This is a genomic window from Gardnerella sp. C0684A1 (genome assembly GCF_055326835.1).
The window spans coordinates 30441-53885 of record NZ_JBLTSX010000006.1 but is presented as its reverse complement, the minus strand read 5'-3'; the positions used below and the strand labels follow the sequence as shown (position 1 = coordinate 53885).

Here is a 23445-nt window from a genome sequence, read left to right as displayed (position 1 = left end):
AAGTGTGAAATTAGTGATTTTGGCCGCACTCATTGCGCATGTAATGAAACCAAAATGTAATCCTCTTACTAGCGGAAATACTCAAGGAGCAGAAATGGTCACCGCAATACGAACTCTTACTATTCAAGATTCTGTCGGTATTCACGCGCGACCTGCTTCTGATTTTTCGCAAGCTTCTATACGTTCTGGATGCGAAGTAGTTATTTCAAAAGGTGACGGAAACCCAGTAAACGCAAATAGTATTCTTTCGATTATAGGGTTAGGAATTACTCGCGGAGACACTATCACGATTAGAGTTGAAGGAGAGCGTGCAGAAGAAGTTGCAGATGATTTAATATCAATACTCGCAGAATCTTAAATACGCTTTTGAATATTTCCTAATACAGAAGCGCGCAAAAAAGAGCTTCAAAAACTAAAGTAGGATTACCGTTACCTACGAGTCTTCTTCTAGCTTTAGAAATCTCATCAACACACAGTAAAGCACGTTTGATAGTGAAATCTTTAGCAAGATTATTTATATCCGCATAAAAATCTTGATTAATAATAGGCGATGACTCTTGAGCATTGTTTAATACAATAAGAATATCCCTATAAACACTTTCTACTGCGTTTAAAGCACGATTTAATACGTCTCTACTAGTACGAGTAACTTTGCGTTTAACTTCATCTTTTTTGCCAATAGCATTATATGCTGCACGCAACTTTGAAGGCATACGATCATCTTTAGTTAACCCGTTAATCCTGCGAAACTCATCCTGCTCAGCTTCAACCCCACTCTGAACTTCAGTTTCAGCTTGTGCTTTAGAATCGTCGATAAGATTTCCGGCTAGAATTACAGCGTCTGTTGCAGCACGCAGGTGTAGCAGCCCGTATACGAGTTCATTTCTACGAGACAACGCACGTTCGTCTGAGGCATAAAGCTCAGCTAATTGCAAATTACCTTGCGCTATTCTCGCAACACTATTAGAAAGACTTTTATCGGCACCAGTTTTATCCGCAATATATTTAGAAACCGATTTTTCATCTGCCGTAGTCAGTTGCACGATTTGTGTACGAGAACGAATAGTTGGTAGAACATCCTGCACGCTGGAAGCACAAAGTATCCAAATAGTGTGTGGACTTGGCTCCTCAATTTCTTTTAGAAGCACATTTGTACTGCGTTCAAGCATCCGCTGAATGTCTTCGATAATAATTATTCGCCAATAAGCTGTACTCGGCATTTGTTCGGAAATAGAAACAATTTCTCGAACATCATCAATGCTTATAGTTACAGCATCAGTACTTAAAGTGTTAACATCCGGATGCGAGCCTGCTAAAACTTCGCGCGCCACCTGCGAAAGCTCCCCTTCGCTTTCACCATGATCTGGACTTTCAAGAGCTGCAGCAAATGCGCGAGCAAGAGTTACAGCACCAAAACCTTCAGCTCCACAAATAAGCCAGGATTGCGCTAGAGCGCTTGAATCTCCACAAGCTGCGGCACGGAGTCTTTTAACTGCTTGCTCCTGCCCTACTACACAATCCCAAACGCTCATTTAATCACGCTCCGCAAGTAAAGAATCAACATCCTCCTCAATTAATTTTGATAACTTTTCTGGAGAACAAGAAGCATCAAGAACACGATAACGGCTGTGATCATCATCCGCTAAATCAAGAAAAGCTTCTCTAGTTCGACGCGCAAAATCCAAACCTGCAGATTCCATACGATCAGCTTTACCGTGTAGTCTTTCAAAAGCCGCTTCCGGAAGCATATCAAGTAAGTAAGTTCGCTTAGGCCACAAAGAGTCAGTCGCCCATTCGCTTAAATTGCGAACGTCTTCCATTGTTAACTCTCTACCGCCAGACTGATACGCAAGAGAAGAATCAATATAACGGTCTGTTATCACTACAGCACCACGACTAAGCGCCGGTCGAATGATTTGCGCAACATGCTGTGCTCTATCGGCCGCAAAAAGTAAAGCTTCTGCTCGAGAAGAAATAAAACCTCCGTGAAGAAGAATTTCTCTTAAAGATTTACCAAGCGAAGTTCCGCCGGGTTCAAGCGTAACTACAACTTCTTTGCCGAGATCTTCTAAATGCTTTTTTAAAGCTTCAACCTGAGTGGTTTTACCTACTCCGTCAATACCTTCAAAAGATATAAACAACCCTTTGTTGGTTGAGACGTGATTTGAGCAACCGCAATTTCCGCCGCATGCGCAGGCTGTGGAAAAATCTTCAGAAAAATCTTCAGAAAATCCGCTATCTTGAGATTCCATAAGTAATTACCTACTTTGCTGCAGCTGACTTCGTAGTTTTTCTTGTAGTTGATTTTGCTACAGTAGATTTTTTCGAAGATGTTTTCTTTGCTGTAGATTTAGCAGCGCTTTTTGCAGTCGTACGCTTCTTACGTTTTACAGGTCCGGCTGCACGCTTCTGAGCTAACAGCGCAAAAGCTTCCTGTGGATCAATCGATTCAGGCGTATACTGTTTTGGCAAAGTACGGTTCGTTTCACCATCTGTAATATAAGCTCCATAGAAGCCGTCTTTAATTACCACAGGCTTACCAGTTTCAGGATCCGCACCTAATTCGCGAAGAGGCGGCTTTGCTGCAGCTCTAGTACGTTTACCATACTTTGGTTGACTAAACAAATCTTGAGCTTCTTGCAAAGTGATAGAGAAAATAGCATCCTCACTAGTAAGAGAACGAGTTTCTGGTTTTGCTGCGGAGGAATCAGAGGAAGATTCGCCCGAAGACTCATAGGATTTTGTTAAGTAAGCACCGTAACGTCCGTTATTCGCTTCAATTCGTGCGCGCTTAATATTACCTTCAGAATCTTTTTCTTCAAATTCACCAACTAATCGTGGCAAACGCAGCAACTGTAAAGCTTCCTGCAATGTTATAGTTGCAGGATCCATAGTCTTAAATAGGGAAGCCATTTTTGGTTTCTCAGCAGACTTATTTTCGCTACTTTCAGAAGAATCAGAAGAATCAGAAGATGATACTGAAGATGCTGATACGAGCGCAACGTAAGGACCAAATCTTCCGTTACGAACTTCCACACTTCCACCAGTTTCCGGATCAACTCCCAAAACTCGAGGACCTTCAGCATTATTTTCCAGCAAATCTCTAGCAACTTTAACTGTTAACTCATCAGGAGCTAAAGTTTCCGGCAATGAAGCGTGAAGAGGATTACCTTCAGAATCTAAATGTTTAGTATCTTCCAAATACGGGCCGTAACGACCAACTCGAACATTTAAACCGTCGCCAATTTCAATAGTGTTGATTTCACGAGCATCAATCTCACCAAGCTCAGCAACCTGCTGCTGCAAACCGGCATGAACCTGATCTTTAGAATTCAAAGACTCGTCGCCGTCACCAAAGTAGAATCTAGTAAGCCAATCCTTACCAGCTTCCTCTCCGTGAGCAATACGATCCAAACCATTTTCCATATCAGCAGTAAACGCGTAATCAACATACTTTGGGAAATTAGATTCCAAAAGCTTAATCACAGCAAAAGCAAGCCACGAAGGTATTAGTGCACGACCGCGCTCATAAACGTATCCGCGATCAAAAATAGTCGCAATAATACTCGCGTAAGTAGAAGGGCGTCCAATTTCTTTAGCTTCCAAAGTTTTTACTAAAGAAGCTTCAGTATATCGAGCAGGAGGCTGCGTTTCGTGAGCTTCAGCAGTAACGTCAGAAGTTGACAAAATATCTCCGCGAGACATTGGCGGTAAAGCTTTAGACTCCTCATCAGATCCAGCTTTGACGCCACCATATACTTTCATAAAACCTGCGAAAGTAATAACAGTTCCAGAAGCTTGGAAAGTAGCCTCTCCAAAACTAGCAGCATCAGCATTCAGCTTAACTGTAGCAGTGAAACCAGTAGCATCGGCCATTTGAGAAGCTAAAGTGCGCTGCCAAATAAGCGTATACAACTTCAACTGATCAGCAGGAAGAACACCAGCTAAATCACTTGGATTACGGAAACTTGCGCCGGCAGGTCGTATACATTCATGCGCTTCCTGCGCACCTGCAGTAGTAGTAGTGTACTGTTTTGGAGCATCCGCAACATATTCTGATCCAAAATTCTCCGCAGCAGCAGACCTAGCTGCAGCAATAGCCTCTTGAGAAAGCGTTACAGAATCAGTACGCATATAAGTAATGTAGCCGTTTTCGTACAAAGATTGAGCTGCTCGCATAGTTTGACGAGAGCTCATAGATAAACGGTTTCCTGCAGTTTGCTGCAAAGTTGACGTAGTAAACGGCGGAAGTGGACGGCGACGATACGGTTTCGTATCCATCGAGTCAACAATAAAATTAGATTTTCTAAGTTCTTCTGCAATTTTAGAAGCTTCAGACTCATCAAGATGTAACGCAAAAGTAGAGTCTTTATCAGCAACAAGCTCTCCCTTAGAATTAAAATCTTTAGAAGTAGCTATGCGTTTACCTTTAAGAGAAGTCATACGAGCATCAAACTCAACTTCTTTACCATCCGCATCAGGAGCACGCAAAACAGCAGTCAAATCCCAATAGGATGCTCGAATAAACGCCATACGTTCGCGCTCGCGCTCAACAATAAGCCTTGTGGCAACTGATTGTACGCGACCTGCAGAAAGACCTGGGCCAACTTTTCGCCAAAGTACAGGAGAAAGTTCGTAACCGTACAAGCGATCCAACACTCTACGCGTTTCCTGCGCATCAACCATATTATCGTCTACGTCACGAGTGTTACGTAAGGAAGCGTTAATAGCATCCTTAGTTATCTCGTGAAATACCATTCGCTTTACTGGCACTTTTGGCTTCAAAGCCTCTACAAGATGCCAAGCAATAGCCTCACCCTCACGATCCTCATCAGTTGCAAGATAAAGCTCATCAGCTTTAGCTAGAGCACTTTTTAATTCAGCAACAGTTTTCTTCTTATCTGCCCCAACCACGTAATAAGGAGCAAACCCGTGATCAACATCTACGCCAAATTTACCGTACTCAGCTTTATGTGAAGCTGGAACTTGGCTTGGTTGAGCGAGGTCGCGAATATGCCCCACTGAAGCCATTACCGTGTATCCATTACCCAGATACCCGCCAATCTTACGTGCCTTAGTGGGAGACTCTACAATGACCAGCTTATTCTCTGCTGTCATATTCGCTCCTTTCATAAACTAAATTAACTAACACACTTACACAACACATCATCTACACAAGTCATCGCGTAAACCGCATCCGGTAATGCGTACGCTAAGACATGTGCTGCATTACGATCACGTATTAAAACGTAAACGCATACCAACTCATAAGTAACTCTACCGAAACTTACACTGCATACCTAACAAATACTGCCTATGTGGATACAAGCACGCGGGGTAAACAATACTTGGTATAAGCTACTACTTTGCTTGCGGAGGCATCGGCGGCGCACCGACTAAACCAATACGGCTCAGCGGCGCTGCAGTTGCCTGACGCATCACCATTAATACGCCATACACAAACAACGATACACCTGCAATAGACCAGTATGTAGCAATATACGACACGCCAACAGCCCAACGTGCAAACAAATCAACTCCAGGAAGTATTTGCCAAATCAAGTATGCAGCGTACATGCACATCATCACACCCAAAGTAATCATTGATGTACCAACGATTTGCACACTAATTGAAGAACGCCTGGAACCAGGAATATCCATTCCTGATTTTCTTGTAAAAGCGAGAACCAGCAAAGTTATAGCGCCAACAATAAGCACAGAAACAATCACATCCGAAGGCCTGTGCCAGTGACCGGCTACAAGCGAGCATGAAACCAGGAAGACAAGTGCTGAAGAAGATAAAGCAGACCATGCTCTAAATCCACGGCTAGCGCAACAAACTATTAAAGCACAAGACGCTGCAATAATTAAAGCATGACCAGAAGGAGCAGAATTTGATGCTAAATACTCAATACTAATCAGCATTGGACGCGGAAGTATCTTTTTTAACGGTTCAGCAATAATTGAAAGCAATATAATTGCTGCGCACTGACCAATAAGCCACCAACGCTTACGCATAACAGCCAAAATCAGCGAACAAACTGTTATAACTGCCCCCAAAACCATTATGCCTATTGAATTTCTTAACGGCATAAGCACAATCGATAATGCAGAAGGCACACCGTTTACACCAAATCCTGCAATAACCATCTCCTCGTAGCCTTGTCCCAAAACGGTTTGTACGGTAACCCACCACAAAAATGTTGCAATAGAAAGCATCATAACTGCTAACACAACACACCATATTCGCGTAGATAAGCGAGGAAGATTCAAAAGCGGATCCTGCTGAGAAGTGTCAGGAATTTGCGCATTTTTACTCTTGCTGGCTGAAGATGATGAAGAACCATAAAGTATAGAATCAACGTTAGTGTTATTTAACTTTTCGTAATACTCTTCGTCGTTATTTTTATCAATCGGCTTAAAACCATTAAGTCCAGAAAAAGTGTCAGAATCTGAATCGTTTTGCTCACCAGTAGCCTCTTTGAGCACTGAATCAGAATCAGATACTTTATTTTTACTTTCGTAAGGTTTAAAAGAACTATCGTCAGTATCAAATGATGAGTCTGCACTATTTTTAGATTCATCAAAATTTTGGCTCGAGTCTTCGCGCATCTTTGCATCCTCATCCGCAGCCTTGTTAAGCGCAGCATCCATTGAAGCCGCTACACCTGAATCACTTGACGAATGTGCAGTTACGGAATTATCCTGCTGATTATCATCTTTCTGTGATGACATGAATTCTTCACTCATACTGTAGACTTTACGACAGTCTCTGCGATATCGCTAGTTTTGACATAATAAAAACCTCCACGCACCCACCAGAGGCCACTTACCCTTGCTGCATTTCTGCCCTGGGGGGATTGGGTGACGTAGTGCCACGCGGAGGCTCTATCTATATTACACTATTTTTTCTACTTGTCGAGTTTATCTAAACTACGCGCGCCAAACGCTTTTACCGTGCTCTTTAGCATTCTCAACATCTGCATCAAGTTGAGATTCATCAGCCTCAACTTTTCCAGCAATATACTGCTCTACTAATTCTCGCGCTTCACCATCTTCATACTGAACAGCAGGAGACTTCATAAAGTAGGAGCTAGGAGCCAAAATCGGCCCGGATAGATTACGATCTAAAGCAATTTTTGCAGCGCGAACAGCGTCGATTACAATACCTGCAGAATTGGGAGAATCCCAAACTTCAAGCTTATATTCCAAATTTAGCGGAACATCGCCGAAAGTAGTTCCTTCCAAACGCACAAAAGCAAACTTACGGTCATCTAACCAAGCCACGTAATCAGATGGTCCAATATGAACATTGTGCTCATCCATCTCATGAGGAACGATTGATGTTACTGCACGAGTCTTAGAAATCTTCTTAGATTCAAGCCTTGAACGTTGAAGCATGTTCATAAAGTCCATGTTTCCACCAACATTCAGCTGATATGTTCTATCTAGACGTACGCCACGATCTTCGAATAATCGAGCCATAACTCGATGAGTAATTGTTGCACCAACTTGACTTTTAATATCGTCGCCAATAATCGGTACTCCAGCGTCACGGAACTTTTGCGCCCACTCGGGATCAGAAGCAATAAACACTGGAAGGCAATTTACGAATGCACATCCTGCTTCCATTGCAGCAGTTGCATAAGCTTTATCTGCTTGCTCAGAGCCTACAGGAAGATAGGAAACCAAAACGTCAACATGCTTATCGCGCAAAACTTGAGCAACGTCAACAGGCTCCTTTTCTGACTCGTCAATCATTTCACGATAATAATCACCTAAACCGTCGTAAGTTGGTCCACGTAAAACTTCTACACCTAAATTAGGCACATCAGCAAAACGAATAGTGTTATTTTGAGAAGCTCCAATTGCTTCGCTTAAATCATGTCCAACTTTCAAAGAGTCAACGTCGAAAGCCGTCACAAACTCAATGTCTCTAACGCGATACGAGCCAAATACAGCGTGCATCAACCCAGGAATTTTATCACCGTCATCAGCGTTCTTGTAATATTCGACGCCCTGAACCAGCGACGAAGCACAATTGCCCACGCCGGCAATGGCTACGCGGATGCTCATATAGACTCCTTGCCTGCAAAATTAGCGACACTACTTAGTGCCGTCATTACACAAATACTATACCTTTTCATAATAATCGTTAGCCAATATAGGCGTTTTATATAGTAATAGTTATTACGCTAATTTACTAAAATTTTATGTTAGTTTAGCATTCTAAAAATTCTACGATACGCGCATAAGAAGAATATATTTTGGAAATTTACTTAATTACCATATTAAATACTGTTAAATCTTAATAAAATAATATAAATTCAATCTAAACTCGATTTAAACTAACTCTAAATTCAAGCCCGGGCGCTACGGTGTAAGTATGGTTGAACAAAGGGACAGGCGAAATTATACTTCAGCACACGCAAGAACAACGAGAAGTACAATACGACAATCGCAATCGAGCGCAACGCAAGGATCTAACTATTCAGAGTTTCAGCAAGGATACGCAACAAACTCTGCTTATGGCAGCCAATATTCCAATTCAAATCAACCAAGACACGGTCAAAGTAGAAAAAATGCAAACGGTGCAAGAGGATCAAAAAACTCAAAAAATCGGCACTTACCTTGGCGAAAACGTCACCCAATAATATTTTGGATGCTCATGATTATTTTTACGCCTATACTTCTTGGTATTTTAACCATACTTATAATGTATGCAACTACTGAAATACCGGCTCCAGATAAAGTCGCAATGGCAGATAAAACCAAGGTATACTATTCGGACGGAAAAACAGAAATAGGATCTTTTGCTGAACAAAATCGCGAAATAATTAGCTGTGACGCACTTCCAAAATACGTCGGAAACGCAATAGTAGCATCAGAAAACCGCTCGTTCTACGAAGATAAAGGAATTGATCTTAAAGGAATCGGTCGAGCACTTATACACAACATGACTAAGCGCGGCCGTTGGGGCGGATCTACAATAACCCAACAGTACGCAGAACGCTATTATTTGGGAGAAACAAAAAGCTATTTTGGAAAGTTACGCGAAGCTATTCTTGCCGTTAAAATCGCGCAAACTCAAGATAAGAAAACAGTTTTATGCAACTACATGAACACTATTTATCTTGGCAGAGGAGCATACGGTATTCAAGCCGCTTCGAAAGCTTACTTTGGAGTTGACGCTAAAGATTTAACACTTTCACAAGCTGCACTTTTAGCCGGCATAATACCAGCTCCTAGTAAATGGGATCCTGCAGTAGGTCCAAAAGAAGCAGGAATACGATTTAAGCGCGTTTTACGAATAATGAAAGAAGATCACTACATCAGCGAAAAAGAAGCGAAAGAAGCTACACTTCCGCAAACTATACAGAATAAGCAAAATAACGTTTATTCAGGACCTCACGGATATCTTCTTCGCATGGTTAGAGACGAACTAACTCGCAATGGATCTTTTACTCAAGACGATCTGGACACCGGCGGATATCGTATTGTTACAACTATAGACAAACCTCGTCAAGACATGATGTTTAAGGTTGCAAGTCCTTCACAAGATGGTAAAAATATTGTGCCGCAAGGATTGCAAATAGGAGCAATGTCTATAAACGCAAAAGACGGCTCTATTATTTCCGTTTATGCCGGAGACGACTATCTTTCTAAACCTCTTAATAACGCTACGCAAGCACTGTACGAACCAGGATCAACAATGAAACCTTTCGCACTACTTGGAGCAATACAAGCTGGTACTAGTTTAGATACGCAATTTAATGGAAATTCTCCACAGCAGTTTAGCGGAATTACGGCTCCCGTAAGCAATTTCGCAAACGTAAGCTACGGAAATATTAATTTATACCAGGCAACAGCAAATTCAGTTAACACAGTTTACATGCAGTTACAAAATAAGCTTGGCGCAAACAAAGTGGCTGAAACTGCTGTAAAAGCTGGGTTGGATCCAAAACGTATGAACGGTAAAAACCCATTCACCGTACTAGGAAATGATCCAGTGCACGTAAGTGAAATAGCCAGAGCCTACGCAACCTTTGCAAATCAAGGAAAACTCCCAGATCTACATATTGTTGCAAGCGTAAAAAATCCGGATGGAAAAGAATTTTATCGAGCGCCTGTAGAAGGAACGCAAGTATTCAACAGTAACGATACGAATCTTGCGTCGAAAGCGTTGACTGGCGTAGTACAGCAAGGTACTGCAAAAGAAGCACGCTCAGTTGGTAAAACTCTTGGCGGAAAGTCTGGTACAGCAAACGATAAAACTGCTGGAAGTTTCGTTGGATTTACTCCTAATGTTGTTACCGTATTTGCAATGTGGTACCCGGATGCAAACGGAAATCCTCAAAAAATACCAGCATTCCGCGGATATTCTGGAGGCAGCGATTACCCTATACACATGTTCACTCGTTACATGCGTCAAGCGCTTGCTGGGGAGCAAAATGCTAAATTCCCTGAAGCAAAAGATGATGGAAAAGTAGGCGGATTGGACGGAACATGGGGATTAGGTCGTAAAGAAGAAGTTGACGATAGTGCGGAAAATCAAGACGCAGAAGCCGATAAAGACGAGAACAAATCTGACGCCAATAAAGATAATCTTGGAACTGCTTCTGGAGCAGGTGCTGGAAGCGGAGCTGGCGCTGGATCTGGTGCCGGAAGCGGAACTGGTAGTAGTGCTGGCGCTGGCGCAGGTAGTGGATCTGGTACCGATTTGAGCGGAGGAAGCAATCCCACCGGATCAGGTGGATCTGTCGGTTCTGAAGCTGATACAAATCAGAAAAATAGCGGCATAGGCGGAGACTCAAATGATTGAAAATCAAGCGGAGTTAGATAAGTTTCGTTCATAAAGAGCGAATAAACGCAAATAAAAAATAACGGACGCTACAAAACGTCCGTTATAGAATTTTGCTTAAAAAATACTATTTTTAGTGATTTTTATGCATTGATTCGCTTGTAAACGTAGTCTTCCAAAACGTCTGCAGTTACGTTATTGTATCCGTTTAATTCCGCAAATTGTGGCCCGTTTTGTATGTGCGAACGAGAAAATGCTGTTTGAGCGATAGTAGTAGCACCAGAGTCTGCTGCGGCAGTAAGACCAGAAATTGAATCCTCAAGCGCAACGCAATACGCCATTTGCTTTCTAATTTCTTCTTCAGTACCAGAAATTCCCACTATTTTACCGGCTGCAATATAAGGCTCTGCGCTTGGTTTAGGAGCATAACCGTCATCGCCACAAACATAACCAGCAAAAGCGCCTTTAGGAGCTTGATTTACTATATTTTCAACCAAACTTCTCGGCGAATTGCTTACAAGAATCGAAGGAATACCGGCATCCGATAGGCTTTTTAATACGTCTAGTACTCCTGGAGTCCACGGAACATGCTCAGCTTCACGAGCAGCCACGTAATCTACCATACCCTTGCCGATTTCTTCTACAGTAAGTTTTGTACCGCTTGGAATCATCTTATCGGCAACTGTTTTCAAAGAACCGCCTGAACATTCCCAAGCTAAATCTTCATCCCAATATCCCCCATATTTTTTCACTAAATAAAATTCCGACTCATGCCAATACGGCTCTGAATCCACAAGAGTTCCATCCATATCCCAAAAAACTGCGCGCAATAATCTATCCGAATTATTCAATTTTGTACTTTTTACTGTCATTCACTTCCCTTTATTTATTTAATTACTTACATAGTTTTATTTGACATCGTTCTATGGTACACACACTGCTTACATGCGCATGTCACGAAATTTATTGCAGTAAAAACTCTTACTGCTTAATGATTTTTAAAAATTAATTGCAGAGTACATAGCGCCTAAAGAAGCCACGCTCGCCATAAAACCATAGATTTTTCGTCATCTGCTTTTGCGCTATTTTTAGCAGAATTTCTGCTATTACCATTCGTAGAACTGGAAGAAGGCAATTCCTTACGCACAGTTTTAATGTCACTTCGCCAATTGCGAGCGTTTCTTGAACGTTGAACTTCAAAAACATCTCCATCAGCGTTTGCGGCAAAAATATTTCTTGCAGACGACTCAGCTTCATCACGCAACCTGCGTAATTGTCTTTTAAGCTGGCGGTTTTCTTCTTTTAATTCAAGAATACGCATAATTCCAGCAAGATTTATTCCTTCAGACTGACTTAAACGCTGCGTTTGCACTAATCGATCTATATCTCTTAGCGAATACCTGCGAGCGCCGCCATCGGTCCGTTGAGGCATAATTAGCTTTAGACGATCGTACTGCCTTAGCGTTTGAGGATGTGTATTAGTTAAGGTAGCTACGTGACTTACCGTAAATATTGGCAGATCTATTTCAAAACCTACTTCATCGGCACCGTCTAAAGTTGCGTTACCGCGCACTAAAGCTACAGCACACATTTCATATAGTGCTTTTGTTTCTCGCTCTATATGCACCATAATGCAACCTTTCTTACTAATAACTTGCTGGAATTAAGGTGAGTAAATACTAAACTAAAATCACTAAAGTAACGCTAGAAAACGCGTTTTTAGTTTTCTCTCATATTAGCGATACTTTCAGCGAATTCACTACCTGCAGCTTTGTCAAATTCTTTCGCCGCATGCTTAAGAATTAGACCTGGCTTTTTCGGAATTTGTATCTCAACTATTCCTACGAAATCTCCATTGGTACCCGGTACTCCCTTACCTTCGACGCGAGTTTCAGTACCGCTTGATGCTCCTGCTGGAATTTTGAAAGTAACAGATTTGCCATCTACGTCTAATACTGTAACTTTCGCACCTGCAACAGCTTCACCAAGGGTTACTGGAATGTTGGTAACTAGGTTGTTCCCTTCAAGCTTGAACTTTTTATCTTCAGCAACATGCACTTTAAGATACATGTCTCCGCTAGTTCCACCGAACTCTCCCGGTTTACCTTTTCCAGATAAGCGAATTTTTTGTCCATCTCTAACGCCTGCAGGAACGCGAGTTTTGAAGCTTTCTCCGTTAGATTTTAACGATACTGTCGCACCTTTGTATGCTTGGCGAAATGTTAAGTTTATGGATGTTGTAATATCTTCGCCACGCTTAGGAGTTTCAGGATTACCGTACGAGCCGTTTCCATATTCTGACTCTTCAAATCCTGCGGAAGCTCTGGAATTACGACCAGTCCGTGCACTTTGCGCAGCATTAAACATGGAGAAAATATCTCCCATATTTGGAACACCGCCGGTTGTACTGAAACGTACATGCGTATTTCCATTGCCCATTCCGTTCATTCCAGCACCACTAAACATGGAGAAAATGTCGGAAAAACCTGATGCGTCGAATCCGCCATTACCCGCTCCACCAGCAAAACGAGCACCACCAGCACCAAATTGACGAATAGCGTCATAACGCTGGCGAGTTTGACTGTCTTTCAGCACATCATAAGCTTCAGAAACATCCTTAAATTTTTCTTCTGCTTCTTTTGTTTTGTTTAAATCAGGGTGATATTTACGAGCAAGTTTACGATACGCTTTAGTAATCGTTGCCTCATCTGCATCTTTGGAGACACCGAGAACCTTATAAAAATCCTTAGCTAACCATTCATTTTCAGCCATTTGTGCCTCCTTTCACATCAGCACATTGGCATATTTACGCTATATTTTTGACCCAATATAACCTACTCGTGCTGACTTATGAGATTAAAGCCAACACGAGTAAGTATGTAAATCAATTCTTAATCACTATTAACGCTTAAATTTATAATGCGTTAATTGCAATTAATTGTTATTTGGCGACGCTACTACAACACGAGCTGCGCGAATAACGCGATCTCCAATTCGGTAGCCTGCTTCGACTACAGCATCTACAGTTTCTTTGGTTGCGTTTGGATCCGGACGATGCAAAATAGCATCATGCTTAGTAGGATCGAAATCCTCGCCTTTTTGACCAAACTTTTCAACACCGAATTTTTCGAACGCTTTATCTAATTTTGCAGCAACAGCTTTAAACGAATCATCCATATCACTATGTTCGCGTATGCGATCAATATCATCTAAGGCTGGAAGTAATGCAGTTAATACGTCGATAATTCCATGCTGGCGGAAACGATCCTGCTCTTTCGCCGAACGATTGCGGAAGTTAATAAACTCTGCTCGTTCACGCTGCAACGCTTCTAAATATTCTGCAGCCTCTTTTTTAGCTTTTCCAAGTGGAGTAAGGGAATCATCTTTTGTAGATTCCGCACTATCCTTAGAGTCTGCATTATCAGAAGTTACGGCGTCATCTGTGTCCGAAACGTTATCTGCTTGAGAGCTTGCTGTAGCGTTAGAAGAATCCTCTTGCTTTTTATTCTCGCCTTCGCTATGGGTAGACGAGTCAGAAAAATCGCCGGTACCGGCTGATGCTTTTTCAGCATCGCCAGTACCTGCATTATTTTTTAACGACTCAGCATCATCCATACCGTTGAGGTAATCGTTGGTGTTGAAGTCGGACATTACTTGTTGTCCTTATCGTCCTTGTCGTCGTCCACCACTTCGGCGTCAACTACATCATCGTCTTTTGCGGAAGGCTTAGCACCTGCAGCAGAAGCAGATGCAGAAGCATTATCTCCTGCAGCACCCTGCTGAGCGTAAAGCTGCTGACCGATCTTCTGAGCAGAAGTCATCAACTCGCTTTGAGCAGACTTAATCTTTTCAACGTCGTCACCCTTCAAAGCTTCCTTCAAAGCATTAACTTTGTCGGTAACTTCCTTAGAGATTTCGTCGGAAAGCTTGTCTTTATTGTCGTTCACGAGCTTTTCAGTCTGGTAAGCAAAGGCTTCTGCCTGGTTACGAACTTCAGCTTCTTCCTTACGCTTCTTATCTTCAGCTTCGTGAGCTTCAGCTTCCTTCACCATGCGGTCGATTTCGTCCTTTGGAAGACCAGAACCACCGGTAATAGTCATGGACTGTTCCTTACCAGTGCCCTTATCCTTAGCGGAAACGTGCACAATGCCGTTAGCATCGATATCGAAAGTAACTTCAATCTGAGGAACGCCACGAGGAGCTGGAGCAATACCAGTCAATTCAAAAGTACCGAGAGGCTTGTTATCGCGAGCAAACTCACGTTCACCCTGGTAAACCTGAATCAACACGGATGGCTGATTATCTTCGGCAGTAGAGAATACTTCCGAGCGCTTCGTAGGAATAGCAGTGTTACGATCGATAAGCTTTGTCATAATTCCACCCTTGGTTTCAATACCCAAGGAAAGTGGAGTTACATCAATAAGCAGAACGTCCTTACGGTCTCCCTTAATAACGCCAGACTGCACGGCTGCACCAACTGCAACAACCTCATCTGGGTTCACAGACTGGTTAGCTTCCTTACCGCCGGTAAGCTCCTTCACAAGATCCTTAACAGCTGGCATACGAGTTGAACCACCAACAAGAACCACGTGATCAATCTGGCTTACTGAAATACCAGCGTCAGCAAGCACGTTGTTGAATGGAGTACGGCAGCGACCGAGCAAGTCGGAAGTCATTTCCTCAAAGTGAGCACGAGTCAAAGTCTCATCCAAATGCACTGGAGTGCCGTCAGGAGTCATTGCCAAGTACTGCATAGAAATTGAAGTGGAAGTAGAAGAGCTAAGTTCCTTCTTTGCCTGCTCAGCAGCTTCCTTCAAGCGCTGCAAAGCAATCTTATCCTTGCTCAAATCAACGCCATACTTGTTCTTAACTTCGCCAACGAGCCAATCGATAATCTTCTGATCCCAGTCATCGCCACCCAAGTGGTTATCACCGTTAGTGGCCTGAACCTGGATTGTGGAGAATCCATCGTCATCCTTACCAATTTCAAGCAAGGACACATCGAAAGTACCGCCGCCCAAGTCGAATACCAAAATGCGCTCGTCTTCCTTGCCTTTTTCAAGGCCGTAAGCCAAAGCTGCAGCAGTTGGTTCGTTAATAATACGAAGAACGTTCAAGCCTGCAATCTTGCCTGCGTCCTTAGTTGCCTGACGCTGAGCATCGTTGAAGTAAGCTGGGCATGTAATAACAGCGTCTGTTACCGGCTCACCCAAGTAAGCTTCAGCATCGCGCTTCAACTTCATCAAAACCTGTGCGGAAATCTCCTGTGGAGTCCACTTCTTACCGTCGATTTCAACAGTCCAATCAGTGCCCATGTGACGCTTTACAGAGCTAATCGTGCGATCAACATTTGTTACGGCCTGACGCTTAGCAACTTCACCAACCAAGATCTCGCCAGACTTGCTAAATGCTACAACAGATGGCGTGGTACGAGCGCCTTCAGCGTTTACAATAACAGTTGGGCTGCCACCTTCAAGAGTAGCGATGCAAGAGTTAGTTGTACCCAAATCAATACCTACTGCGCGTCCCATAATTTCTCCTTGTTTCTTTTTTGCGCGTTACAGCGTAAATATTATTTTTTCGTCTAAGTTTTGTTATTACATAAGCTGCGCTTTTATTAACTTCCGTATTTATTAACTTCCGTATGGTAGCTAATAATCAGCAGCAGCTTTTTTTACTTTCCAAAACCTGAGCCTACTACACTCAACTTCCCAAAGTCAACTTTTATTCCCAAAAATTATAAAAAACTTTATACAACTAGACTCAAGTTTTAAATAAAAGCATAATTTAAGGAGAAATTACGCACGTCTCACGCGCTGAATTTAAAATGACGTAAGGAATTATTAAGCGCATTGTAACGCGCTAAAACGCCAATAAGCGGCGTGCCAATACCGGTTATGAGTTTGATTGCTTCAGTTGCCATCATTGCGCCAACAATAGCTGCAGTCGCGCCTAATACAGCCGATTTTGGCACTTTTTCTTTAGGCGGAGGGCAAGCGTACAAATCACGCAAACCAGGACCTTTTCCTGGCACAAAAACGCTTACTTGACCTTCATAATAAAGTACCGAGCCGTAAACTTCCGGCGTACCAGCGCCCCAAGCAGCATCCGCAATCAAAAAGCGAGTAGAAAAATTATCACAACCATCAATTATCAAGTCGTGACTTTCTACAAGCTGTTTTGCGTTATCTTCATTAAATCTATTTACAAGGTTGATTTTTAAACCTGGAGATAACGCCTGCAAACGCTTAGCTGCAAGTTGCGCTTTAGATTTGCCGCACTGATCGACAGTATATAAAGTCTGCCTTTGCAAATTAGAAAGCTCAACAACGTCGTCGTCACAAATCGTGATTTCGCCAACTCCTGCTGCAGCAAGCGAAAGCAAGCACGGCGAACCAAGTCCACCTGCACCAACCATGCAGATTTTCGCATCGCGAAGTAACTGCTGATGCTCATGCGTAAAGCCCGGCAGGAGCAAGTGGCGGCAAGTGCGTTCCGCCTCAAGCTCCTGCAGGCTGCTATACGAATCGTCGCAAAACGTATTGCTCACAGAACCGAATCCGCCCAAGCGCGACCTTCAACAGGCGAAGAAGCGAGCGCATGTTCACGCTTAGGAATACGGCCAGCATCGTGAGCAAGCTTGCCAGCAGTAACAGCAGCAGCCATTGCGCGACCCATCTTAACTGGATCTGGGCAGCGAGTTACAGCGCTTGCAAGGAGCACGCCCGAGCAACCAATTTCGAAAGCTTTAACAACATCGGAAGCAGTTCCAACACCAGCATCCAAAATCACAGGAACGCCAGCTTCCTTGCATTCGCGCACAATCAGCTCAATATTTCGAGGATTCAGAATACCAAGACCAGTTCCAATTGGAGCACCCCCTGGCATAACAGCTTTCACGCCAAGCGACACAAGGCGACGAGCCACAATCGGGTCGTCATTCGTGTAGCAAAGCACGCTAAAACCTTCTTCAATAAGCTTTTCAGCAGCAAGCAAAACTTCGCGAGTATCTGGGAGCAAAGTATCATCGTCTGCAATCACTTCGAGCTTAATCCAGTCAGTTCCAAGCGATTCACGAGCCATTTTTGCTGTAAGAACAGCATCATGCGCAGTTTTGCAACCAGCAGTATTTGGCAAAACGTTAATATTATGGCGTTGCAACATACCGTAAATATCAACGCCAGTTTTTGCGTGACGACGTATTGCAACAGTCGCTACTTCCGCACCTGAAGCTACCAGCGTCTTTTCCATAATGTCAATACTCGTCATGCCACCAGTGCCAAGCAAAAGCCTTGAATGTAAAGTCTTACCGCAAAGCTGCCAAGTATCGGCATTTTCTTCTTCATTATTTTCTGTATTATTTTCTGACATTTTAAGCCTTTTATATAAATTTTTTGAAACTATACTCAAATTATTTGAAATCAGCCGCTTATTTGAAATCAGCCACCCTGAACTGCACTGAGAATTTCGATTCTATCCCCATCGCAGATAATGCTTGATTTCCATTGCGCGCGCGAAAGTACATCGTCGCCAATCGCAACAGCTATACCAGGACCTGCATCTGGGCCATAAAGATGCGCAACAAGATCTGCCACAGTCGACCCATCTTGAACTTGAGTAGTTTCACCATTGACGACGATTTGCATAGTTCAACCTTTATTAACGTCTATTAAAACTTGCGTTACTAGAACGCTTACTAGAAACTTGCGTAACTAGAAACTTGAGCTACTAGAATCGAGCAGGATCGCAGCTTTCCAAGAAGCCCTTTTCCTTCTCAGTCAACTCTTGCTCAAGCACAAGCTTTGTAGTCAAAGAAGAACCCAAAGCGGTGAGCAAAATGCCGTGACGGAAGTAACCGGTGGAAATCGTTGTATGCGTCTTAGGATCAATGCCAATGAATGGCAAATCATCTGGAGTTCCAGGACGGCCACCAGCGGTAACCTCAGTAATCGAGCATTCCTGAATGCCAGGAAGCACGCTTGCTGCATCGCGAAGCAAGTCAAGCACGCCGCCAACCTTTGGAATATCGCGGTCATCTTCGCGAGAAGTAGCACCGAGCACAAGCTCGCCAGTTTCCTTAGCGCGAGGCACCAAATAAACTGGACGGTCATGCACAAATCCACGAACCACAGAGCTCAAAATTGGACGCAAAGGCTCTGGAATAGTCATACGAATCATATCGCCCCACACAGCACGAAGCTTAAGCTGCGGAAGCATATCCTTAGCACCCAAACCAGATGCCAAAACTGTGTCTGGACCCAAATCGTCTGGAGTGCTTGCGCGACGCTCAATAACAACACCACGCTTTTCAAGTGCATCAATCATTGCTGCAGTGAACTGACGAGGATTAATCTGATGATCATCCGGCACACTTACAGCGCCTGCAATCGTCGGCGAAAGCGCAGGCTCAATTTCACGAAGCTTACTCACAGAAATATGCTCAGCTCTACGTCCATAACGATGCTGCAAGTTTAGCAACTCATTCACGTGCTCGTTATCTGCAGCGTCACCACCGATTACATAAGAGCCGCACTCTAAGTAGCCAGTTGGCTTATCGGTGTACTTTGCAACCGAATCAACCAATTCCTTATACATAGTTGCAGACTCAAACATAAGAGGATACAACGCTTCTTGCTGATATTGCATTTCTGCGGTAGGAGCTAACATGCCGGCAGCATGGTGAGAAGCGCCTGAGACTGGATCTGGATCAATTATGCTAACTTTTACGCCAGCTTCCGTAAGTCTCCAAGCTGTTGCTAAACCAATAATACCTGCACCAATAATACGAATATTTCGCATAATACTCCTTCCCTACGGCGGCATTACCCGCATCAGGTTTACGGTCGGCTTTCGCCCTCTCAGCCTGTGTAGAACAAGCTCCCGCGTTTCGTAGCTTTGACTTTCAAAACTGCGATTGTAAAACGCTGTAATATTGCCAACTTTAGCGATATTACAAACGCTACAGATAGACGCAACGAAAATATGTGAGCTTCGTCACACTATCGTGCAGCATTTTAACACTTCCACAGAAAATCTGTTAATTTAGCCGGTATGCCAAACGGTAAAACTAAGCATTTTCGTTACTAGCGCAGATTGTGTTCTGCATTAGTGTCTCTAATCGGCTGTTTTGGGACACTCGCGCAGTACGCGTTCTGCATTAGGGTCTGATTTTGCCTATCTTCAGACATTCGTGCAGATTGCGTTCTGCATTAGTGTCTCCAATCGGCTGTTTTGGGACACTCGCGCAGTACGCGTTCTGCATTAGGGCCTGATCTTGTTTGTTGCGCGAGTGTGAGATTGAGATGGGCGTGAGAAGTGTGTTAAGCGTGTGTGAGGAGTGGGTGTTACTTGTCTCGCAGCGCTACGCGAGTATCTGATTTTGGTGTGGCGCGAGTTTGGGGGGATTTCTCTCCTCGCACCTCCCGGCCTTCGCTACATAGTCATGCAAAACATTATTAACGTAAAACAACTTTGCTTATGTTGTACTTACGTTCGCTCAGTCCTCTTTTAGTGCTCGTAGAGAAATCCCCCCAAACTTCTGCGTGCCAATCGTTAATAACCGTGTTTAATCGCCGAGATTTTTCGATTTTTCTTCTTCGCTCAATGAATCACCATCGGAGTGCTGCGAATCGACTTGCATGAGCGCTTAAAGCGTAGCGCGCGAATGCACTTCGATTCGCTGAGCTTGCTCAAAGTTGAAAGCACAGTGTGCTTTCAACGCAAGCGAAGACGTGAGCGCGCTGTAACGCGCGAGCGATACATTTCGCTCTGTGCGAAAAATCTCAAATCTCTGCCTCGTGAATAGCAAAGCATCTTCAACCAAGCAACACCCACCCCTCACACACCACTAAAACTCGCGCTACGCTCTATGCACTCAGGCAGGTCGTAGCGCTGCGTAAGTGTCTCTAATTGAGTATTTTCAGACACTCGCGCAGATGAAATTACTCAACCGAACGCAGTAAAATCTCTTCAAGCACGCGCTTTACAGAAACAGGCAAAGTACAACGCCACTGCGCCCACTTCATTACAGAATCCTGATCGGTTGCTCTAGAGTTAAGCATATCCACGCTATTCCGCTGCGCTAAAGCCTCTTCGTTGCTATCGTATTCAAGAGCCGCAAGCGCACTCAAAGCACTCGCACTACCGCCCGACTCACGAATCGCATCAAAAGCCATTTCCTTACCGCGGTACGGCACTTGCGCTTGAAGCAAGAATCTATAAGCATCTCCAACTTTAGGGTCAGCAGCAATCTGCAAGCCGCCATCAACAATTACGCGAACTTCTGAACGCGATGGCACATCTTTTACAGAAACCGACAAGCTCAAAGTCGATTCTTCACCTTCGTAAGAAACTGCGAACTCATTTGCATTAAGATCTCTACTTCCAACAAACACTCGAACGTGCGAAAAATCAGGGCAAGCTACTCCCCTAAACACCACATTCCAGTCGCGAGTTTGTGGCACAGATTCTATAGCAGCATCACATCCTGCAACACCAGAAATAACAAATTGCGAAGAAGAATTACCATCTCGCCACACAAAATTCATGCGAGTATTGGCAGTATTCCCAGCAGACGCTGCAGCAAAGTCACCATTATCTTCGCGCATAACGAATTCGCCGTCAGCTCCAGGGAACGCAAGAACGCACAAAGCCCGCGGATTTTCAATACTATTCACCGATTCAGCAGCCTCATCGTTACGAGCGCAATCTTCAACACTTGGCAAAACTTGCGTTGGCACAATAGCGCCGGCATGCGCAAATACTGGCACGCGGTCAAGCGCACGCCACACTTCAAAGCGACGACCATTCCAACCACGAGACACGTATCGACGTCCATCAAAGAAATCGTACCAATCTCCCTCAGGCAGCCACACTCCAGCCGACCCACGCAAAGCAGCAGCATCGTTAGAAGAAACTATAGGAGACACTATCAGCTCACTACCAAACCGATATTCGTCGCGCATTTCGTAAGCAATACCAACTTCTGGAGACTGCCAATACATTGGCTCCACAATCGGACGATTCTCAAAAGCTGCGCGATAATTCATCGTATAAACGTATGGCAAAAGTTCTGCGCGCAAACGCAACATTTTTACCATAGCTTCACGAGTTTCTTGAGGGAAATTCCACGGCTCTTTGCCAGCAAACGGCGAACAGGTGGAATGTAAACGATTAATAGGACTAAACACTCCAAGTTCATACCATCGCGCTTCCAACTCGTTATCTCGCACGCCAAGCATATGGCCACCAATATCGTGGCTCCACCAACCATAACCAATATTCGAAGCAGTAGAGGTGAAGTACGCTTGAAAAGCCAGCGAATCCCAAGTAGTAACAGTATCTCCCGAGAATCCAACCGGGTAGCGATGCGAACCAGGACCAGCATAACGAGAGAACGTAAGAGGCCAACGACCACCGCGCGCAGAATCCTCATAATGCATATGATTTAGCATCCAAAGAGGGTCCAAACCAGGCTCGCGCGTCACGCCTCCCTGCTGCCAATCAACCCACCAGAATCGCACGCCTTCATCTTCCATGCGATGATGCATATTAAAATACGCTTGAACAAATTGCGGATTAGTTAAATCAAATTCCACAGCTTTACCACTTGCAGGATCAATGCCCATATCTCGTGCAACCTGCGGATAATCTCTTTCAAACGCACGCACGCCATCGCGCGGGTGCAAATTCAAAGTCGCAGAAAGACCTTCCTGAGAAAGCTTCCGTAAGAAAGCTTTATGATCAGGGAAAAGCTCTTCGTTCCAAGTGTAGCCAGTCCAGCCGGAACCATATTTCGCATCAACATCCGTAACATGCCAGTCCATGTCAATAACAGCCGTGCTAAACGGTATACCTTCACGCTTAAAACGATTATGCAATTGCAAATATTCATCTTGATGATAGCGATAATACCTACTCCACCAATTTCCAAGAGCAAATCTAGGAAGCAGAGGCTGAGAGCCAGTCAGTTTGTAAAAATCTTCAATAGCCTTAATATATTCGTGCCCGTAGCCGAAGAAATACAAATCCTCGTAGTTACCATATCCAACTAAGCTCTTACGCGGCAGCACCCAAGCGTCGTACGGATTATGTTTTCCACGAATTTCCTTCTCTGGCACTATTACGCAGGAATTCGAATCGTCTAAAATAGCCCAACCATCTCTGGAAATAATTCCATCACCGAGTTTTACTGGGCCGTCAACCTGATCTAAAGTTCTGAAAGTGCCTAAAAGATTACCTGGGCAATCGTCACCATAATGCCAAGTGTTAAACTGCGACCATGGTACTCCACGAACCACAACACTTAAGCCTTCTTTACTAAAAGCTTCACGATTGTACGTAAGAAGTAGCTTGCTGGTTTCGATTTCAAGTAACCCATCTTCACGATTTCGCACAGAAAATTGAGGAAGATTTTTTTCGTCGTAAAAATCGCGGTACAGTACAGTCTGCGTTGGAACGTCAACAAATTTGCCTTCATCGCTCCATTCAAGACGCAGCAGCGAATCGGTAATTACCGTAATCCTCCATTTATCTCCTTGCACTATTTGCTGAGAGCAAGCTTTTGCTCTTTTAGCGTTCGCAAACTTAGCAAAAATTTCAGAATTATCGCACTGCATTGTACTTATCCCCTATTCGACATTATT

The 23445-nt window shown here is 43.7% G+C and carries 17 protein-coding genes and 1 other RNA gene; 2 read left to right on the top strand and 16 right to left on the bottom strand.

All coding sequences use genetic code 11. The features are described from left to right. Positions 1-94: 94 nt before the first annotated feature. Positions 95-358, top strand: a complete 264-nt coding sequence (locus tag ACNEUN_RS06030) for an HPr family phosphocarrier protein (protein ID WP_427877654.1) — start codon at positions 95-97, stop codon at positions 356-358. A gap of 19 nt (positions 359-377) precedes the next feature. Here the strand turns inward: ACNEUN_RS06030 and ACNEUN_RS06025 are convergent, their stop codons facing one another. From ACNEUN_RS06025 to ACNEUN_RS06000, 6 genes are all read right to left on the bottom strand, one after another. After that, entirely contained in the window at positions 378-1532 is a 1155-nt protein-coding gene (locus tag ACNEUN_RS06025) for a DNA polymerase III subunit delta' (RefSeq protein ID WP_463631514.1), read from the bottom strand. Next, positions 1533-2252, bottom strand: coding sequence for a dTMP kinase (gene tmk / locus ACNEUN_RS06020; RefSeq protein ID WP_463631512.1), 720 nt, complete (start codon positions 2250-2252; stop codon positions 1533-1535). 10 nt (positions 2253-2262) lie between these two features. Continuing rightward, positions 2263-5118: a type I DNA topoisomerase gene (gene topA, locus ACNEUN_RS06015; RefSeq protein ID WP_463631510.1), complete on the bottom strand. Its 2856-nt coding sequence runs from the start codon at positions 5116-5118 to the stop codon at positions 2263-2265. A 243-nt stretch (positions 5119-5361) separates the two neighbouring features. Next, positions 5362-6750 carry a phosphatase PAP2 family protein gene (locus tag ACNEUN_RS06010; RefSeq protein ID WP_463631508.1) on the bottom strand — a complete coding sequence of 463 codons (1389 nt, stop codon included), beginning with the start codon at positions 6748-6750 and terminating at the stop codon, positions 5362-5364. Positions 6751-6795: 45 nt separating this feature from the next. Continuing rightward, positions 6796-6892: signal recognition particle sRNA small type (ffs, locus tag ACNEUN_RS06005), an RNA gene on the bottom strand. A 41-nt stretch (positions 6893-6933) separates the two neighbouring features. Beyond that, positions 6934-8076 (bottom strand): inositol-3-phosphate synthase, encoded by a 1143-nt coding sequence (locus tag ACNEUN_RS06000; protein ID WP_463631506.1) that lies wholly within the window; start codon positions 8074-8076, stop codon positions 6934-6936. 310 nt (positions 8077-8386) lie between these two features. On the opposite strand from ACNEUN_RS06000, the gene ACNEUN_RS05995 reads away from it, so the two are divergent. Beyond that, a complete protein-coding gene (locus tag ACNEUN_RS05995) occupies positions 8387-10822 on the top strand; it encodes a transglycosylase domain-containing protein (RefSeq protein WP_463631504.1) in 2436 nt (811 codons plus the stop codon). Between the two features lie 122 nt (positions 10823-10944). Here the strand turns inward: ACNEUN_RS05995 and ACNEUN_RS05990 are convergent, their stop codons facing one another. The 10 genes from ACNEUN_RS05990 to ACNEUN_RS05945 form a co-directional block, all read right to left on the bottom strand. Next, a complete protein-coding gene (locus ACNEUN_RS05990; RefSeq protein ID WP_463631503.1) occupies positions 10945-11673 on the bottom strand; it encodes an HAD family hydrolase in 729 nt (242 codons plus the stop codon). A gap of 155 nt (positions 11674-11828) precedes the next feature. Beyond that, entirely contained in the window at positions 11829-12431 is a 603-nt protein-coding gene (locus ACNEUN_RS05985) for a heat shock protein transcriptional repressor HspR (RefSeq protein ID WP_427876153.1), read from the bottom strand. Positions 12432-12520: 89 nt separating this feature from the next. Beyond that, positions 12521-13573 carry a DnaJ C-terminal domain-containing protein gene (locus ACNEUN_RS05980; RefSeq protein ID WP_427876151.1) on the bottom strand — a complete coding sequence of 351 codons (1053 nt, stop codon included), beginning with the start codon at positions 13571-13573 and terminating at the stop codon, positions 12521-12523. A 162-nt stretch (positions 13574-13735) separates the two neighbouring features. Beyond that, entirely contained in the window at positions 13736-14452 is a 717-nt protein-coding gene (gene grpE, locus ACNEUN_RS05975; RefSeq protein ID WP_463631500.1) for a nucleotide exchange factor GrpE, read from the bottom strand. After that, the gene (gene dnaK, locus ACNEUN_RS05970; RefSeq protein ID WP_463631499.1) at positions 14452-16332 is read right to left on the bottom strand and encodes a molecular chaperone DnaK; all 1881 of its coding nucleotides are present in this window, start codon (positions 16330-16332) and stop codon (positions 14452-14454) included. The genes grpE and dnaK overlap by 1 nt, the downstream gene beginning before the upstream one ends. A gap of 278 nt (positions 16333-16610) precedes the next feature. Continuing rightward, positions 16611-17351 carry a HesA/MoeB/ThiF family protein gene (locus ACNEUN_RS05965; RefSeq protein WP_427876147.1) on the bottom strand — a complete coding sequence of 247 codons (741 nt, stop codon included), beginning with the start codon at positions 17349-17351 and terminating at the stop codon, positions 16611-16613. Continuing rightward, the gene (locus tag ACNEUN_RS05960) at positions 17348-18172 is read right to left on the bottom strand and encodes a thiazole synthase (protein WP_427876145.1); all 825 of its coding nucleotides are present in this window, start codon (positions 18170-18172) and stop codon (positions 17348-17350) included. The genes ACNEUN_RS05965 and ACNEUN_RS05960 overlap by 4 nt, the downstream gene beginning before the upstream one ends. A 68-nt stretch (positions 18173-18240) precedes the next feature. Then, positions 18241-18447, bottom strand: a complete 207-nt coding sequence (gene thiS / locus ACNEUN_RS05955; RefSeq protein ID WP_427876144.1) for a sulfur carrier protein ThiS — start codon at positions 18445-18447, stop codon at positions 18241-18243. Positions 18448-18529: 82 nt separating this feature from the next. Further along, entirely contained in the window at positions 18530-19600 is a 1071-nt protein-coding gene (gene thiO, locus ACNEUN_RS05950; RefSeq protein WP_463631496.1) for a glycine oxidase ThiO, read from the bottom strand. A 1142-nt stretch (positions 19601-20742) separates the two neighbouring features. Continuing rightward, complete coding sequence (locus ACNEUN_RS05945; protein WP_463631494.1) at positions 20743-23418, bottom strand: glycoside hydrolase family 31 protein; 2676 nt, start codon at positions 23416-23418, stop codon at positions 20743-20745. Positions 23419-23445 lie beyond the last annotated feature (27 nt).